At 44.7% G+C, this 16181-nt stretch carries 16 protein-coding genes; 10 read left to right on the top strand and 6 right to left on the bottom strand.

Annotated features, from left to right (window positions below; genetic code table 11):
• Positions 1-931: 931 nt before the first annotated feature.
• The 3 genes from FFM80_RS00525 to FFM80_RS00515 all read left to right on the top strand — a co-directional run bounded on the left by FFM80_RS00525 (position 932) and on the right by FFM80_RS00515 (position 3502).
• Positions 932-1129 carry a hypothetical protein gene (locus tag FFM80_RS00525; protein WP_137639023.1) on the top strand — a complete coding sequence of 66 codons (198 nt, stop codon included), beginning with the start codon at positions 932-934 and terminating at the stop codon, positions 1127-1129.
• Between the two features lie 14 nt (positions 1130-1143).
• Positions 1144-2046: an SPFH domain-containing protein gene (locus tag FFM80_RS00520; RefSeq protein ID WP_137639022.1), complete on the top strand. Its 903-nt coding sequence runs from the start codon at positions 1144-1146 to the stop codon at positions 2044-2046.
• Positions 2047-2176: 130 nt separating this feature from the next.
• Positions 2177-3502 (top strand): MFS transporter, encoded by a 1326-nt coding sequence (locus FFM80_RS00515; protein ID WP_137639021.1) that lies wholly within the window; start codon positions 2177-2179, stop codon positions 3500-3502.
• A gap of 319 nt (positions 3503-3821) precedes the next feature.
• Here the strand turns inward: FFM80_RS00515 and fba are convergent, their stop codons facing one another.
• Entirely contained in the window at positions 3822-4685 is an 864-nt protein-coding gene (fba, locus tag FFM80_RS00510) for a class II fructose-1,6-bisphosphate aldolase (RefSeq protein ID WP_137639020.1), read from the bottom strand.
• Positions 4686-5167: 482 nt separating this feature from the next.
• Between fba and FFM80_RS00505 the strand changes: the two genes are divergently transcribed.
• Complete coding sequence (locus FFM80_RS00505) at positions 5168-6538, top strand: aldehyde dehydrogenase family protein (protein WP_137639019.1); 1371 nt, start codon at positions 5168-5170, stop codon at positions 6536-6538.
• A gap of 484 nt (positions 6539-7022) precedes the next feature.
• On the opposite strand, the gene FFM80_RS00500 is transcribed toward FFM80_RS00505, so the two are convergent.
• The 5 genes from FFM80_RS00500 to FFM80_RS00480 form a co-directional block, all read right to left on the bottom strand.
• Complete coding sequence (locus FFM80_RS00500; protein WP_171000997.1) at positions 7023-8030, bottom strand: ABC-2 transporter permease; 1008 nt, start codon at positions 8028-8030, stop codon at positions 7023-7025.
• 16 nt (positions 8031-8046) lie between these two features.
• Entirely contained in the window at positions 8047-8940 is an 894-nt protein-coding gene (locus FFM80_RS00495; protein ID WP_137639017.1) for an ATP-binding cassette domain-containing protein, read from the bottom strand.
• The gene (locus FFM80_RS00490) at positions 8937-9302 is read right to left on the bottom strand and encodes a GntR family transcriptional regulator (protein ID WP_137639016.1); all 366 of its coding nucleotides are present in this window, start codon (positions 9300-9302) and stop codon (positions 8937-8939) included. Before FFM80_RS00490 ends, FFM80_RS00495 begins: the two co-directional genes overlap by 4 nt.
• Positions 9303-9519: 217 nt before the next feature.
• Positions 9520-9705 carry a hypothetical protein gene (locus tag FFM80_RS00485; RefSeq protein WP_137639015.1) on the bottom strand — a complete coding sequence of 62 codons (186 nt, stop codon included), beginning with the start codon at positions 9703-9705 and terminating at the stop codon, positions 9520-9522.
• A gap of 126 nt (positions 9706-9831) precedes the next feature.
• Positions 9832-10359: a GNAT family N-acetyltransferase gene (locus FFM80_RS00480; RefSeq protein ID WP_137639014.1), complete on the bottom strand. Its 528-nt coding sequence runs from the start codon at positions 10357-10359 to the stop codon at positions 9832-9834.
• A 214-nt stretch (positions 10360-10573) separates the two neighbouring features.
• Between FFM80_RS00480 and FFM80_RS00475 the strand changes: the two genes are divergently transcribed.
• The 6 genes from FFM80_RS00475 to FFM80_RS00450 all read left to right on the top strand — a co-directional run bounded on the left by FFM80_RS00475 (position 10574) and on the right by FFM80_RS00450 (position 16054).
• Positions 10574-11041 (top strand): ASCH domain-containing protein, encoded by a 468-nt coding sequence (locus tag FFM80_RS00475; RefSeq protein WP_137639013.1) that lies wholly within the window; start codon positions 10574-10576, stop codon positions 11039-11041.
• 175 nt (positions 11042-11216) lie between these two features.
• The gene (locus FFM80_RS00470; RefSeq protein ID WP_137639033.1) at positions 11217-11759 is read left to right on the top strand and encodes a helix-turn-helix domain-containing protein; all 543 of its coding nucleotides are present in this window, start codon (positions 11217-11219) and stop codon (positions 11757-11759) included.
• A gap of 472 nt (positions 11760-12231) precedes the next feature.
• The gene (locus FFM80_RS00465) at positions 12232-13335 is read left to right on the top strand and encodes an ABC transporter ATP-binding protein (RefSeq protein WP_137639012.1); all 1104 of its coding nucleotides are present in this window, start codon (positions 12232-12234) and stop codon (positions 13333-13335) included.
• Between the two features lie 12 nt (positions 13336-13347).
• Positions 13348-14181, top strand: a complete 834-nt coding sequence (locus FFM80_RS00460) for an ABC transporter permease (RefSeq protein WP_137639011.1) — start codon at positions 13348-13350, stop codon at positions 14179-14181.
• On the top strand, positions 14178-14987 hold the full coding sequence (locus tag FFM80_RS00455; protein ID WP_137639010.1) for an ABC transporter permease: 810 nt from the start codon (positions 14178-14180) through the stop codon (positions 14985-14987). The genes FFM80_RS00460 and FFM80_RS00455 overlap by 4 nt, the downstream gene beginning before the upstream one ends.
• Positions 14984-16054, top strand: a complete 1071-nt coding sequence (locus tag FFM80_RS00450; protein WP_137639009.1) for an ABC transporter substrate-binding protein — start codon at positions 14984-14986, stop codon at positions 16052-16054. Before FFM80_RS00455 ends, FFM80_RS00450 begins: the two co-directional genes overlap by 4 nt.
• The last annotated feature ends 127 nt before the right edge of the window (positions 16055-16181 follow it).

Here is a 16181-nt window from a genome sequence, read left to right as displayed (position 1 = left end):
TTCTACACTCTATAGCCAAAATTGCTAGGCAGGCGGAAGCGTTATCAAATAATTCTTACGCAATTTTAATTCCGTTGATGAGTTGTTTTGCTCACAAAATAGTAGGAATTAATATTGCCACTCTGGTTGGGTCAGCATCGGCTGGAACGTGGTGGCCACGTTTTTGAGCCGAAGGGCGGTCTCAAAAGCCGGGCTTTGACTAACCCGGAAAGATCACCGGCTAAGTCAAACGACACCACTGAGCCAATGCTGACCCGCCCGGCGTTAATGAATGGATATCTATAGATTAACGGTTATTCATTTTAAACTAATAAGATTAGCAGCAGTTAGCTTTTCAACATTGACAGTCATCCTTAATATAAGCATGATAATCAACCAAGAAATAACGGTTCTGGTCTCGATATAACCATAGTTAATTAACTGAAATACGTAAAATTCATTCTTTTTAATGAATAATTCTTAATTTTGAAAAACCATCGCCACACTTTCTTCATAATTCGTTGCTATTATATACTCATAGCAATTAAGGATTCCCCTCCGAGATTGCTGTTATAACAATTAACATTCTTTTCATTTACTCCTCCAAAGTAATGAAATCCGTCAAAGTGAATAACTTTGACAAGCTTAATGAGCGGCATGTGAACGTCCCCCCGCTTATATGAATAAACGCTCATTAAGTTCTCAACCGATGATTCCCCAATTGTCGGTTGACCTACTCCTTTTGACCTTCGTATTCCCGTACGAAGGTTTTTTTGTGCTTAAAAATAAATTACCAATTACGTCTACTGATAATGATTAACGCTGGGCGGGCCAGCGTGGAAAAGTCAATCCAACCAACAGTTAGTCAACTAACCACTCACAACACCCCTCTATCATTTCAAATCTAAACCGCCTATAATTAACCTTATCAAATAAAAAGGTGGGATCATAAATGGAAGGATACTTAGATCAACGTTTAATCGGACAACGATTTACCATTAAGGCAACCGACTTGTTGGATGGCGTCACCTTCTACGGCATCTTTTATCATTTAGGAGCGGCGACTTCGTTACATGTCGGGGACTTAGTCGAAGTCACTCACGTTGATGCTCACGGTTTAACTGTCACCGTTATCACGCGCCACCAATAGGGGGAATGGGTCACATGTTGGGATTAATTATTGGAATTATCATCGTTTTGTTAGTGGTCGCCTTGTTACTGGCAGCCATCCGCATCATCACACAGCCTAACCAAGGCGTCGTCTTAACTTTTGGGAAGTTCGAGCGGGTTTTAAGTTCAGGGTTTCATGTTATTAAGCCGTTCATCTCCCATGTTATCGTGGTGAACACAGCCCAAACGCCCGTCGACCTGGATCAACAAGTCGTTATCACCAAAGATAATGCCGAAATCTCAGTCAAAATCTCTTTGAAATACCATGTGACGAATATTGAAGATTTTGTTTTTAAAAATGAAGATTCCGTCCGCAGTATGATTCAAGATACGCGCGCGGCCTTACGGGGCATTATTGGGAATAAAGAATTAAATGAAGTTTTGAACGGCACGCAAGAAATCAACGCAGCGTTGTTCAAAGAAATCTCATCAGTGACTGCTGGTTATGGCTTAAACGTTGACCGGGTCAACATCGACTCGGTTAACCCCTCCGCTGATATTCAAGCTTCGATGAATAAGTTACTACAAGCAACGCGGGAACGGGACGCAACCATTGCCACTGCTGAAGGGAAAAGTCGATCAATCACCTTGGAAAATGAAGCTAATAACCAAGCGTTACTAGCAACCAACACGGCGCAAAACCAAGCCTTGGTTAATAGCGCGACTGCTAAAGCCACCGCGATTCAGACGGAAGCCGATGCCGATGCTTATCGGATGCGCATCTTGAACGAAGCCCTCAGCAAATCTTCTGACAACTACTTTATCTTTCAAAATATTGAAGCCTTCAAAGAATTGGCTAACAGCGATGCGAATACCGTGGTCATGCCTAACCAGACCATCGATAGTTTAGGCATGATTCCAGCGTTAACGAAACTAGGCCAAGTAACGACTAAATAGTCACTAATCAAAGTCTGGAACTTTCCAGGCTTTTTTTGTCGGCCGCCAGCCAAGTTGCTTGAATATAAGTTAATTCATAACTGGTGTACAATTGAACCATGCAAAATTAAACCAAATCGGGGATGATGTTTTGAAACAACCTTGGCAAACCGCTTGGCCAGAACGTATCAGTTATGGTCTCAGCGATGCAGCTGACAATTTAGTTTTTCAAATGATGACGACCTACCTACTATTCTTCTATACCGATGTTTATGGGCTATCAGCCAGTGCAGCAGCGATTTTATTCATCGTGGCCCGGTTAGCGGATGTCGTCGAAAGCTTGATTATCGGCATCATGATTGACCATACGCACTCACGCTTCGGCAAAAGTCGACCGTTCTTTCTCTGGTACGCCTTGCCCTATGTCATTTTTGCAATTCTAACGTTCGTGACCCCTAACTTCGGTGATACCGGTAAACTCATTTGGGCTTATGTCACCTACTTAGGATTAGGTTTCTTCTATACCGCAGTGAACTTACCGATTACATCGATTCTGCCAACTATGTCACAAAATGAACAAGAATTGACTTTACTCGGCGTCATTCGCCAGTTCTTTGGTAGTTCAGTTCAGATTATCGTTGCTGTCTTCACCCTACCGTTAGTCGCCTTCTTTGGTCATGGTAACCAGCAGCACGGCTTCTTATTGACTATCATCTTATTCGGCATTATCTCATTGGCTTTGATCTGGAATACTTTTTTCCGGGTCCACGAGCGCTTCAGTCAACCAGAAGCCGCGCATCAACCGCTAAAAGATGTTTGGCAAATGCTTAAAAAGAATCAGCCCTGGTTCATTATCTCGGTCGTTATTCTGTTGTATTGGTTAACAACGGCCATTAAAAACCAAACAACGATCTACTATTTTAAATACTTACAACACAGTGAAAAATTAGTCCCGCTCGTTAACGGCTTCACTTTTGCTGCCCTGATTGGGGTCGTCTTAATCGTCTCGGCGGCTAAACACATTGGTAAAAAGAAAACCATGCTTACCGGGATCGGCATCGCCACCGGGGGCCAACTCATCTTAGCCATTGGCGCACTGACCAATCAGCTTCCGGTCATCTTTGCCGGCACGTTTATTAACTCAATCGGTAACGGTTTAATCATCGGGCTGGTTTCAATCATGATCGCCGATACGATTCGTTACGGCATGACGATGGGGATTCAAGCTGAAGGCATTCTTGCATCGACGGATGATTTTGGGGTTAATGTTGGACTAGGTTTAGGTGGTTTAATTACCGCTGGCTTGTTCCACTTATCCGGCTACGTTGCCAACCAATCCCAAAACGCCGCCACCCAACATATGATTACGTTAAACTACGCTTGGTTGCCATTAGGCTTGTACCTCGTGATGTTTATCGTCTTGTTATTCTATAATGAAGAAAAATTATTAAAGACTGTAAATAATAGTGACCATTAAAAAGAGCACCGGCAAAATTCTTGCCGATGCTTTTTCATTTCAATCGTACTCATTCAATACTAACTAAATGGTTAACTCTAAGCTGATTCAGGCCAGTAAGCGATCACTTTGGTTCATAACGCGGCCATCAAGTTCCAGCCATTGCTGGGCCAACCAGCGTGCCAATTCAGTGACTTAATCTCACCCAATCAACAAATTAACCAATCCAAACAAAAAAAACGCCACAGCAAGCTTCACTGTGACGTCGATCATTACCTTATATAAGTTAAATCCAAACAAAAAGCCGACCAAAGTCGACTTTTCGGAATCAAAAATCCAATTATTTAACAGCTGGAGTCTTGAACCAGCCAATACGTGATGTGATAACATCAACGATGGCTTTCTTACCAGGTGCCAATAATTTACGAGGGTCGTAGCCCTTACCGATTTGGTCAGCGCCAGATTCGATGTAAGCACGAGTAGCATTAGCAAATGCAACTTGGTTTTCGGTGTTAACGTTAACCTTGCTGATACCCATTTCAACGGCCTTAACGATTTGGTCCTTAGGAATACCAGAACCACCATGAAGTACCATTGGCATCTTAACAGCGTTTGAGATTTCTTGTAAACGATCGAAGTGTAAGCCAGTCCAGTTTTCTGGGTACTTACCATGGATGTTACCAATCCCAGCAGCTAAAATGTCGATGCCGGTAGCAGCTAAAGTCTTAGCTTCATCAACTGAGGCTAATTCACCTTCACCGATGATACCGTCTTCTTCACCACCAATTGAACCAACTTCGGCTTCAACAGAGATGCCTTTAGCATGAGCCAATTTAACGATTTCCTTAGTCTTTTCTAAGTTTTCGGCAAATGGTAAGTCATGCCCATCAAACATAACTGATGAGAAACCAACTTCGATACATTCCTTGGCAGCTTCGTAGTTACCATGGTCCAAATGCATCACAACAGGAACAGTGATGTTCATGCTTTCCATAGTATCAGCAACTAAGTCCATAACGAGCTTGTAACCGCCCATGTACTTAGCAGCGCCCATTGAAACTTGAAGAATAACTGGGGTGTTTGTTTCTTGAGCACCCTTTAAGATGCAACGAGTCCATTCAAGGTTGTTAGTGTTGAACGCACCAATAGCGTAATGGTTCTTGTATGCGTCTTGTGTCATATCAACAGCATTTACAAATGACATAAAAATAACCCTCCTAGGTTAATTAAGAGATACGATTTTTGAATCACATTCATTTTAGCATACTTTACCTCCGAGTGATAACCGATTTACGATATTTATTAAGGAACACAACCCAGTTAAATCCGTAGCCGGCCGGGTTGTTTGAACTGTAAGCCCTTACACAAATATAAGCATATTTATAAAATGGCAGAGCCGGTGACCGTGGGGTTAGTCGTCGGCATCCATTAACGAACCCAACCACCAGTTTAAAATGCAGTAGGCTAGTTTGTTTTAATTGTGAATTAAATAACACAATAGCCGTTATTTAATAATGTAAGCGTTTTCTTTGTATTTCAAAATAGATTCCATCAATACCGGCGTTTCAGAACTATCTCTATTTTTGAATGTAATTTTTGATTTCCCATTTACATTTGTGAAGAAGTGTTTATAATGGACTTGTGAAGTAAAGAACAAGTATCGTTCGTTTAGGAGGAATCACGCATATGTTGAAAGAAATTGATGAAAAAACTGAAGTTAAACAATCAATTGATCGCCTCGTTTTAAATGCCTCATTGGCGGCCAACCGGTTAGAAGTCATGGATCAAGATCAGATTGACGCTGCAGTGACCGCTCTGGCCCACGCCGCCCATGCTGCGCGCGGGATGTTGGCGGCCATGGCCGTGGAAGAAACTGGTCGCGGGAACTATCGCGATAAAGTTTCAAAGAACGACTTTGCTGCTAAAAACATCTATCGCTACATTAAAGACGATAAAACGGTTGGTGTCATTAACGACGACCCCGTTAGCGGGATTACCAAGGTTGCGGAACCTGTTGGTATCATTGCCGGGGTAACGCCAGTGACTAACCCAACTTCAACCGTGATTTTTAATGCGATGCTTGCTCTAAAAACGCGGAACCCCATTATTTTCGGTTTCCATCCTTTTGCCCAAAAGTCATGTGTCGAAACTGGCCGCATTATTCGCGATGCTGCCATTGCCGCCGGTGCGCCGAAAGACTGGATGCAATGGATCAAACAACCTAGCCTGCTCGCGACGGAAACATTGATGAATCATAAGGGGATTGCAACCGTTATCGCAACGGGTGGTTCTAGCATGGTTAAATCAGCCTATTCTACTGGCAAACCAGCCTTGGGTGTCGGTCCTGGTAACGTGCCTTGCTTCATTGAAAAATCAGCTAACGTCGATCAAGCCGTTAATGATGTTATCACCTCTAAGTCATTTGACAATGGGATGATTTGTGCCGCTGAATCAAACCTAATTGTGGATGACAGCATTTATGATGATGTTAAACAGAAATTAAGTGCCAATGGCGTTTACTTCACCAAGCCGGCTGACGTCGATGCCTTAACGAGCACCGTCATTAACTTAAAGAAACAGTCTGTTGACCCGAAAGTCGCTGGTCAAACGCCATGGCAGATTGCCAAATGGGCGGGCTTCGATATTCCGGCTGACACCAAAGTCTTGGCTGTTGAATTACCGGATGTCGGTGGCGATCAACCACTCTCACGGGAAAAGTTATGCCCCGTTTTAGGCGTTGTCCATGCTAAAGACACCCAGACTGGCTTCAACTTAATGAAGCGGACATTGGCTCTTGGTGGCTTAGGTCACACTGCCGTCTTACACACGACTGACGATGCCGTAATGAATAAGTTCGCCATCGAAATGACTGCTTGCCGGGCCTTGATCAATGTGCCATCTTCACAAGGTGCCATTGGATTCAAATACGACAACGTTGCGCCATCCTTGACTTTGGGCTGTGGCACTTGGGGCCATAACTCAATTTCGCACAACTTGGAAGATTGGGATCTGTTAAACGTCAAGACCGTTGCCAAGCGCTTAAATAAAATTCGTTAAAACCTTCAAACAGATGTTATAGAATTTGCCGCCAAATAAGGCGCCGTCACTCAGCAAGTTATCCTTGCTAGTAACGGCGCCTTTTAGGTTGCTATAGTGTTTACTTATCGTTTCGCTAGGCAGGCACGGTATCCGGTGGGGACCGGTCATAGCCAAAAGGCGGTCTATAACCTCGCCTCAAAGCCGAAAGCCCACGTCTTTGAGGTCGCCCCATACAGTAAGGCAGCAAAGGACTCTGCCTAACTGTATCGACACGGGACACCATGCCTGCCTAGCTACACTTAGATCACCTACATCTTTTATCTTCAATAATACATAAAGCATATTCAACGCCGGGCAGTTCAGAATTGGCTCAGTGGTGTCGTTTGACTTAGTCGAGTGACTTTTACTCGAGTTAGTCAAAGCCCGGCTTGTGAGACCGCCCTTTGGCTCACAAACGTGGCCACCACGTTCCAGCCAATTCTGAACCGCCCAGAGTGGCAAGCTAATTTGTTAACCGTTTAAACTTAAAGGCATTGCGAATTTTATCTGGCCGATAGAGAATCCAGCGACCGATACTCCATGTTAAGTAAGCCACCAGAATGGCCATGATCACACTTTGATACCAAGGAATCGTCTGATTATAATGAGTCGTCACAATTTCGACCAGTAGCATGCCGAAAGATGAGAAGCTAACGGCGACCGTTAAATACGCAATAACACCCCACAGAAAAATTGGACGTAACTTGGGGAACAAGAAATAGTCGCCAGTGCTTTCTAAGGACAAGTGGTCAAAAGCCCACCGGTTCAAATAAGTACAGCCTAACCAAATGACCAGACTGCCGGCAATTAAAACACTAAAGCCCAGCCAAGTCGATTGATCCAGTTCATTTAACGGATTGATTGTCCATGGCTTTTGCCCTGTCAGATATGCCAAAATATTCATTAACCCATCAAACGCAAACGGCAAACTACACATAAAGATAAACGTCGTAATTGCACTACCAACCGTTTGACCGAGCCATAAGCCCCACACCGCACTAACACTCATTGCCGCAATCAGGCAGGCGAGTTGACTCAATAAATAGCGCAAGTCAACGCTCCAATTTAAATTATAAATCGCATCTGACCGCTTAATTAAGACTAATAGGCTTAAGAATACCGCCTGCATCAAGACGTAGCCACCAATAAACATACCAGTAAACATACTGACTTTAGCACGATAAATTTGTTTCCGAGTCACTGGCAAAGCCAGTAAATAATGATTAAACGCCGTATAGTTGTCCCAAGTAAACATTAGCCAACCTAAAATAATCGCAATTACCACACTCACGGCTAACATTAATAAATCACTATCTGATGCCATATAACCAGCGTTATTAAATAACTTCCCGCTATTTTGTGTCAAATTAGTCGCGGCTTTAAGTCCGGTTAAGCCCATAATCACTAAAACCGGTAATAGCATCCCGCGGTAATGCCGCCACAATAATTGGCGTAACGTTGTCGTTGTCATCGTCCATTCCCCCATTCTAAGATAGCAACTCGTAATCGTGTTCATCCGTTAAGTTCGCCATAAATAAATCAGTTAACGATAACGGTAAGGTCTCTTGAAAGACCGGTTTCGTTGCAGCTAATTGGCTTTGCAATTCTGGCGTGAAGTCTTCAAAGACAACGACAATTACCCGACCCGACACACTCACAATGTGACCGTTAGTCTTGAGTAAAGCTGGGATTTGTTTATCACGATAAACGAGTTGTAGCTTACGAGCCTTGGTTCGCATTGTTTCTAATTGGTAATCGTGAATCACGTGACCCTGCTTTAACATTAAGGCCCGGTCAATAATGCCTTCCAGTTCGCCAAGATTATGCGAGGCGATCAGGATTGCCCGCTGCCCGGTAGCAACTTCATCAATTAAGATGTTCAAGACATTCTTGCGAACAATCACATCTAAGCCGTCCAACGGCTCATCCAAAAACAGATAAGTCGCTTGGGTTGCCACACTCAGTATGATTGTAAACAAGCCAAACATACCTTTAGAAAAGTGCCGTAACTTTTGATCAGCTTTTAAATGATACCGGCCCAATAATTGGTCAAACTTCGCCTGATCAAATTGCGGATAAGCCGCTTGATAATACCAAGCAACTTGTTGGGCGGTCATCGTCTTAAAGAAGTTCGCTTGTGGATCGACAAAGCTCAGTTGCGGCCGCACACTTGGGTCATCAGCTACCTCGTGACCATCAACTAAGACTTGCCCGCCTGTTCGTAGATATTGACCATTAATCGTTCGAAAGAGGGTCGTTTTGCCGACCCCATTTCGGCCAATCACGCCAACAATCTGGCCTGGTTGGACCTCAAAGCTAAGCTGATCTAATGTTGGCTGTTGATTAATCGTTTTTGATAAATTTTTAATTTGTAAGCTCATACCGCGTCCCCCTCATCCATTTGCGCTAACCATTCGATTAGCGTCCTAACCGGAATTCCCGCTTGGCTAGCTTGTGTGACCAGTTGCTTTAACTGTTGCTGTACTTCTTGTTGCGCCAGTTGCGGATCCGTGACGTTAATGTAAGTCCCTTTCCCCGGTACTGTGCGAATCACTTGTTCCGCTTCCAATTGCTTGTATGCTTTGGCCACCGTATTCGGATTCAACAAATTGGCTTTAGCCATGGCGCGAACCGATGGTAACTGATCGTGTGGCTGTAACAGACCGTGCTGAATGTCTTGCTTCAACCCAGCCACCAACTGCACATAGTATGGCTGTGTACTTTGGTGATCAATCATAACCATGTCGTAACCTCCTGACTTCGGTGACTGTACTATGGTGTATTATAGCAAGCACGCATTTAACTGACAAATTGAACTCAGTCATCCTGACAAACGACGGCTTGATTAAGCCTACGAGTACCCCCCGTTCCCCTAGTAGTGTAAGATTTGGTTAAGGTCTAAATCTCCTGCTAAAAAGGCGCCCTGACAACAGTTGCCAAGACGCCTTTTAGAACCTATTTTATTTTCGCCGCAATTCGCTGGCCGCATATTCCATAATCCCCATCAGCGCAATCAAACTAATCGGGAAAGCAATCGCACTAACCATGAGATTCGCTGTTAATTCAAAGAAATAGAAAATAACTGCCAATAATACCATGGCCGCAATCAACATGGCTGTGTCCGCCTTCGCCCAGTGCTTAATCATCGATACAACCTCATTTCATTTATTTTGTCGTAACGAGTGTAACACGAACCCCATCAGTTTATCCGGGATTAGGCTAAGAATTAGATTAGAAATGCGCTCATAGTTTGGCAGCGATTGCACAACAGTTTAGACAAGGAGTCGCGTCATGGTCGTCACGGCTAACCGGCCGTTATTCTTCAACGGCAAGAACAATTGATCACCATCTTCAAAATCCAACTGATGCCAAAAGGCCGCGACCCCCGTATCTGCTGTGACGCGGGTTAATTGTAGACAATGAATGCCACTTTTTAAGGCCGCCTGCATCAACCCCGTCGCAATTACTTTACCAACTGACCGCCGTTGATACGGGGCGCCGACCATCAGTAAACCGATGAAGATGAAATCCTGTTCGGGATACTGATTCAAGATATCTAAAACGGCTACTAAATGCGTCGCCAAGTAGAACCCAAAGACTTGCTTTTGATCCGCACTGACTTGTTCTGGATGGGCCGTTAAGTCTGACTGGATCTCGGCTAAGGTTAATTCACCAGCCCCAAGCGACTCCCGGTAACCCGGATTGCTGCGTTCGAGATCGAATAAAGCTTGTTGATCAGCTGCCGTTAAGAGGCGAATCTTAAAATTAGGTAATTCACTTTGTAAAACTGATAGTTTCATATTAGTTACTCCCGTTCATTGAGTTACTGGCCATTATAGCAGAGTCCTGGCTGATGCTTCGGGTAATTAACCGATTTGGTCAGCCTTTCATGACCTTTTTGGGAACAAAATGGTCAACGACATGTCGCTTTTTAAATAGAAATGCTATACTTAAGTTGTGAATTCGTTTACAATGCAATGAATTCAGCAAATCTATAGAAATTAGGTGACGCCAATGCCAGCACAATCTGCCGAACAATTATGGAAAGCTTTTAATGAAACGACCGATACTCATGGTGCCTCATATCAGACGCGGTGGTTTGGTGACCAAAACCAACCTGAACAAGTTCAAGCCGCTACCGATGCCATCTTGGCTGGTCAAAAAACGGCCACGACGACACCCCTAGATAGTTATACCGCCGAACAAGTGGCCATTCCACAAGTTGGCGACTACAACATTTTATTTAACGGCGACTTAAAGCCCGTCGCAGTGCTTAAAACGGTGGTTTCGGAATTGATTCCGTTCTACCGTATCTCTGCTGAACACGCTTATCATGAAGGTGATGGCGACGGGTCAATCGGTGATTGGCGCAAGCTCAAAACGGCTGAATTTACGCCAGCGCTTGAAGAACATGGTCATCATTTAAATCCAGATACCCCGATGGTCAGTGAAGTCTTCAAAGTCGTCTTTCGGGCGGATTAACCCAAATATAAGCTTTTAAAACGGACTTACGGACAGCTGTCCCAGTCCGTTTTTTTAATCACCAAGATTACCCGCTAGATTTCAGCTTGTCACGACTAAAAAATCCGTTATAATTAATTGTTCGGACTAAACTTAAAGTTTACTCAGACAAAACTTGCTAAAGGGGGTGACGGTCATTAATCTCGGTCAACAACTGCGGAATCTACGAATTCAAAAGCAATTGACCCAAGAAGAACTCGGCGAACGCGCCGATCTTTCTAAAGGTTATATTTCGCAATTAGAACATAATCAATCCTCACCTTCGATGGAAACTTTTTTTGCAATTTTAACGGTCTTAGGTGAATCGCCCGCCGATTTCTTCCAGCCGGAAAATTCAGCGAATCAGATTGTTTATCATCCCGCTGAACAAACCACTTTTGACGATGAAGCCCTGGGCTATCAGCTAAAATGGCTAGTACCGGCATCGAACGACAATGCGCTCGAGCCGGTCACCATTACGCTGGCTCCCAACGGTCGCTTCAAACCCTTTGAGCCGTCGCCAGCTGAGACCTTCATCACCGTCCAAGCTGGCTGCTTAACCCTAAAACTCGGTGCCCAGGAATATTCAGCGCAGGCAGGCGATACATTGTACTTTCACGCAACTAAGCACCACCAAGTCAGCAATGCCGGTCAGACGCCCTGCACCTTTACCTTAGTCACCACAGCGTCTTATCTATAAAGCATGCTGCTATTTTTGCCGCTCCGGTTGGTCTGGATTGATGCTGGAACGTGGTGGCCACGTTTGCGAGCCAAAGAACGGTCTCGCAAGCCGGGCTTTGACTAACCCGAGCAGACCACTCGGCTAAGTCAAATTTCACCACTGAGCATCATCCAGCCCACCCTGCGCTAATTAACAATCTCATTGTCAAACAGTCCCATACAAAAATGAAACTATGAGACGTGAAACCTAACTGACAACATTGCTTAAAGTCGCAGTGACCAGCAGGTTCGCCGTGTCGAGACACTTAGCTGGGCGCTTTAACCCAGGTTAGTGTCTGGGTCGACTTTTAAGACGTGACCTGCGGCTTAAAAGCGCCCTGCAGACCGCTTTTCGGCTGCAGGTCTGCCCCACCGCGAACCTGCTGGTCAACGGAGACGGCAACCTCACCAATATAAACAACTAATAAAGACCCTAAAAGGAGGAATCCGAATTGGCGGTTAATAACCAACCGATTATTCGGTTAACCAATATTTGTAAAAGCTATGGGGATACTCAAATTCTCAAGAACATTAACTTAGAACTCGAAGCCGGAAAATTTTATACCTTACTTGGCCCATCTGGCTGTGGAAAAACCACGATTTTACGGACCATCGCTGGCTTTACGGACGCAACCGCGGGACAAGTCTTTTTCGATGGTCAAGTCATTAATGATGTTCCGGCCAACCAGCGCCAATTAAACACCGTCTTCCAAGATTACGCCCTTTTCCCCCATCTGAATGTCGCGGAAAACGTGGGTTTCGGCTTAAAACTACATAAAGTTGCCAAAGCTGAAATTGAGACCCGCGTGCAAGAAGCCTTGAAGCTTGTGCAATTGGCTGACTTTGGCGACCGTGAAATCAGTGAGATTTCCGGGGGACAGCAACAACGGGTGGCCATCGCGCGCGCACTTGTCATGCGGCCGAAAGTCCTACTACTAGATGAACCGCTCTCCGCTTTGGATGCCAAGTTACGTAAAGATATGCAGTACGAATTACGTGATCTGCAGCAACGGCTAGGCATTACCTTCTTGTTCGTCACTCATGACCAAGAAGAAGCCTTAGCGATGAGTGATGAGATCTTCGTCATGAAAGCCGGTGAAATCTTACAAGGCGGCACCCCGGTAGATATTTACGATGAACCAATCAATCACTTTGTAGCTAACTTTATTGGGGAAAGTAATATTATCCCTGGCAAGATGCGCCAAGATTTTGAAGTTGAATTCGTGGGTAAACGGTTTGAATGCGCCGACGCCGGGATGCGGCCAAACGAAGCCGTTGAAATCGTCTTACGACCCGAAGACTTGGATATTGTCGCCGCTGACCAAGGTAAGTTAGTCGTCACGGTCGACTCACAACTCTTCCGTGGCAATTACTTTGAAATCGTGGCCTATGACAACGATCATAACGAATGGCTCGTCCATTCAACGAACCCCGCTGATGAAGGCACGCCAATTGGACTGACTTTTGATCCGCAAGATATTCATGTTATGCGCTTAAATGAATCCGAAGCAGCCTTTGATGCTCGGTTGGAACGCTACGAAGATGATGACGAATAGGAGGCCGGTCGCATGCAACGGAAACAAAAATTAACTCGGAACACGGCCTACTTTGTCCCTTATACCCTTTGGATCGTGCTCTTCGTCATTGCACCAGTGATCTTGTTGATCTATCAATCTTTCTTCAATATCGATGGTCAGTTCACCCTTGGAAATTATCAGACTTACTTCACCTCAAGCACCTACTTGATGATGACGGTAAACTCCGTGTGGTACGCCTTTTTAATTACTTTGGCAACCTTACTGATCAGCTATCCCACGGCTTATTTATTAAATGAGACCAAGCATCCACAACTGTGGTTGTTACTGATTATTATGCCGACTTGGATTAACTTATTGCTGAAAGCCTATGCGTTTATTGGAATCTTCAGTCAAGTCGGCATCGCCAATCAATTTCTAAGCTTCATCGGGATTGGTCCCAAGCAATTGCTATTTACCAATTTCAGCTTTATTTTTGTCGCGGCTTATATTCAGATTCCATTTATGGTTTTGCCGATTTATAACGCCGTCAGTGAGCTCAATCCGTCGTACGTCAACGCTAGTCGTGACTTAGGCGCCACGCCATGGCAAACATTTAGTCGTGTCATTTTCCCACTCACGTTACCGGGCGTTAAGGCTGGCATTCAAGCCGTCTTTATTCCCTCACTATCACTCTTCATGCTGACACGCCTGATTGGCGGCAACAAAGTGATCACTTTAGGGACGGCGATTGAAGAACACTTCCTCACCACGATGAATTGGGGGATGGGTTCGACCATTGGCGTCGTCTTAATCATCGCCATGGTCATTATTATGTGGCTGACTGGCGGGAGTAAACGACGGCCGCGAAAGGGGTTGACGAAATGACCCGTAAATTCAAATGGCGGCACTTATACTTATGGCTAGTCTTTATCGTGTTATATGCGCCAATCATTTTTTTAGTGGTTTATTCTTTTAGTGCTGGCACAACCATGAATAACTTCCATGGCTTTACTTGGAGCCATTATCAAGATTTGTTCGCCGACAGCCGGTTAATTGCCATTTTTTTGGATACCCTACTGATTGCCTTGCTATCATCAGTTTTAGCAACAACCATTGGGACGTTGGGCGCACTGGGGATCAATAACACGACCCGGCCGGTTGCGCGCAACACGATCCTGTCATTAAACAATATCTTAATGGTCTCCCCCGATGTTATTATCGGGGCTAGTTTCTTGATCTTCTTTACCGCTTTAAAGATTCCGCTGGGATTCGGCTCGGTTTTACTTAGCCACATCGCGTTTTCGATTCCCATTGTCGTCTTGATGGTCTTACCGAAGATTCAAGAAATGGGCACAAGTTTGTTAGATGCGGCGTCCGACTTAGGCGCTAATAATTGGCAACTACTCAGCCAAGTCATTGTGCCCTATATTATGCCGGGAATTTTTTCGGGGTTCTTTATGGCTTTGACGTATTCTCTGGATGATTTTGCGGTCACTTTCTTCGTCACCGGCAACGGCTTTACGACCTTGTCTGTTGAAATCTATTCGCGGGCCCGCCAAGGCATTAACCTGGAGATCAACGCTTTATCTGGCCTAATGTTCTTGTTAGCCCTCATCTTAGTGATTGGGTACTACTTCATTAACCAATACAGTAGTCGCCACCGTGCCGCAGCAAGGGGGCGTCGGTCATGAAAAAGCTCATTAGTGCCATTATCGGTTTATTAGCAGTCTGTGCGCTATTGGCGTTTGGTGCGCACAACTTGCAAGCTAGTTCCGGCAGTAACGGCAGCAAAATCTTGAACTTATACACTTGGGGCGATTATATCGATCCCAGTCTGCTGACAAAGTTTCAAAAGCAAACCGGTTATCACGTTAACGTGGAAACCTTTGACAGCAACGAAGCCATGTTCACCAAGATCAAGCAAGGCGGGACTAGTTATGATTTAACCGTGCCCAGTGATTACATGATTGAAAAGATGAAAGCAGCTAAGTTACTCTTGCCTTTGGATAAAAAACGACTAACCGGAATGCAGAATTACGATCCACGCTTTATGAACTTAGCTTTTGACCGTCATAACAAGTACTCCGTGCCTTATTTCTGGGGCACCTTGGGTATCATTTATAACGACAAATTCGTCCAGCCCGGCAGTATTCAGCATTGGAATCAGTTGTGGCAAAAGAAGTATCGCAATCAGATTATGCTGATTGACAGTGCCCGCGATGTGATGGGCTTTGCCCTAGCATCTAACGGTCAGTCGATGAACACTACAAATCCGGCGACCTTACTAGCAGCCCGTAACAAGTTGAATAAACTCTCACCGAATGTCAAAGCCGTGGTGGCTGATGAAATCAAGATGTATATGATTCAAAACGAAGCCGCCATTGCGGTCGATTGGTCCGGGGAAGCTGCAGAAATGTTGGCTGGCAATTCACACTTACATTACGTCGTCCCTACTGAAGGCAGTAACTTGTGGTTTGATAACCTAGTCATTCCGAAGACGGCCAAGCACTTTAAAGCCATCTATGCGTTTCTAAACTTCATGAGCGAACCGCAAAACGCGGCGAAGAATGCTGAGTATATCGGTTATGCCACGCCTAATCAAAAGGCTAAAACCTTATTGCCTAAAGCCATTCGCAATGACCGGCAATTCTACCCTGATAATCGGACAATCAGTCATTTACAGATTTATCAAGACTTATCACCAGAACTTGTGGGGCTCTATAATGATCGTTATCTGGAATTCAAGATGCATCATTAATCACTCAGTCTACATTTAAACCAGCACGCTAATCATCGCAAAATGATTAGCGTGCTTTTCAGTTAGTTTAGATGCCAGGAACTCCCGACAAAGTGACGAGTTACCTGAGATTCTAGGCTAACCAGCG

Origin of the sequence: Lactiplantibacillus dongliensis (assembly GCF_005405105.1) — a bacterium.
Lineage (GTDB): Bacteria > Bacillota > Bacilli > Lactobacillales > Lactobacillaceae > Lactiplantibacillus > Lactiplantibacillus dongliensis.
Note: the sequence above shows the minus strand (reverse complement) of the source record. Positions and strands in the feature narration are given on the sequence as shown.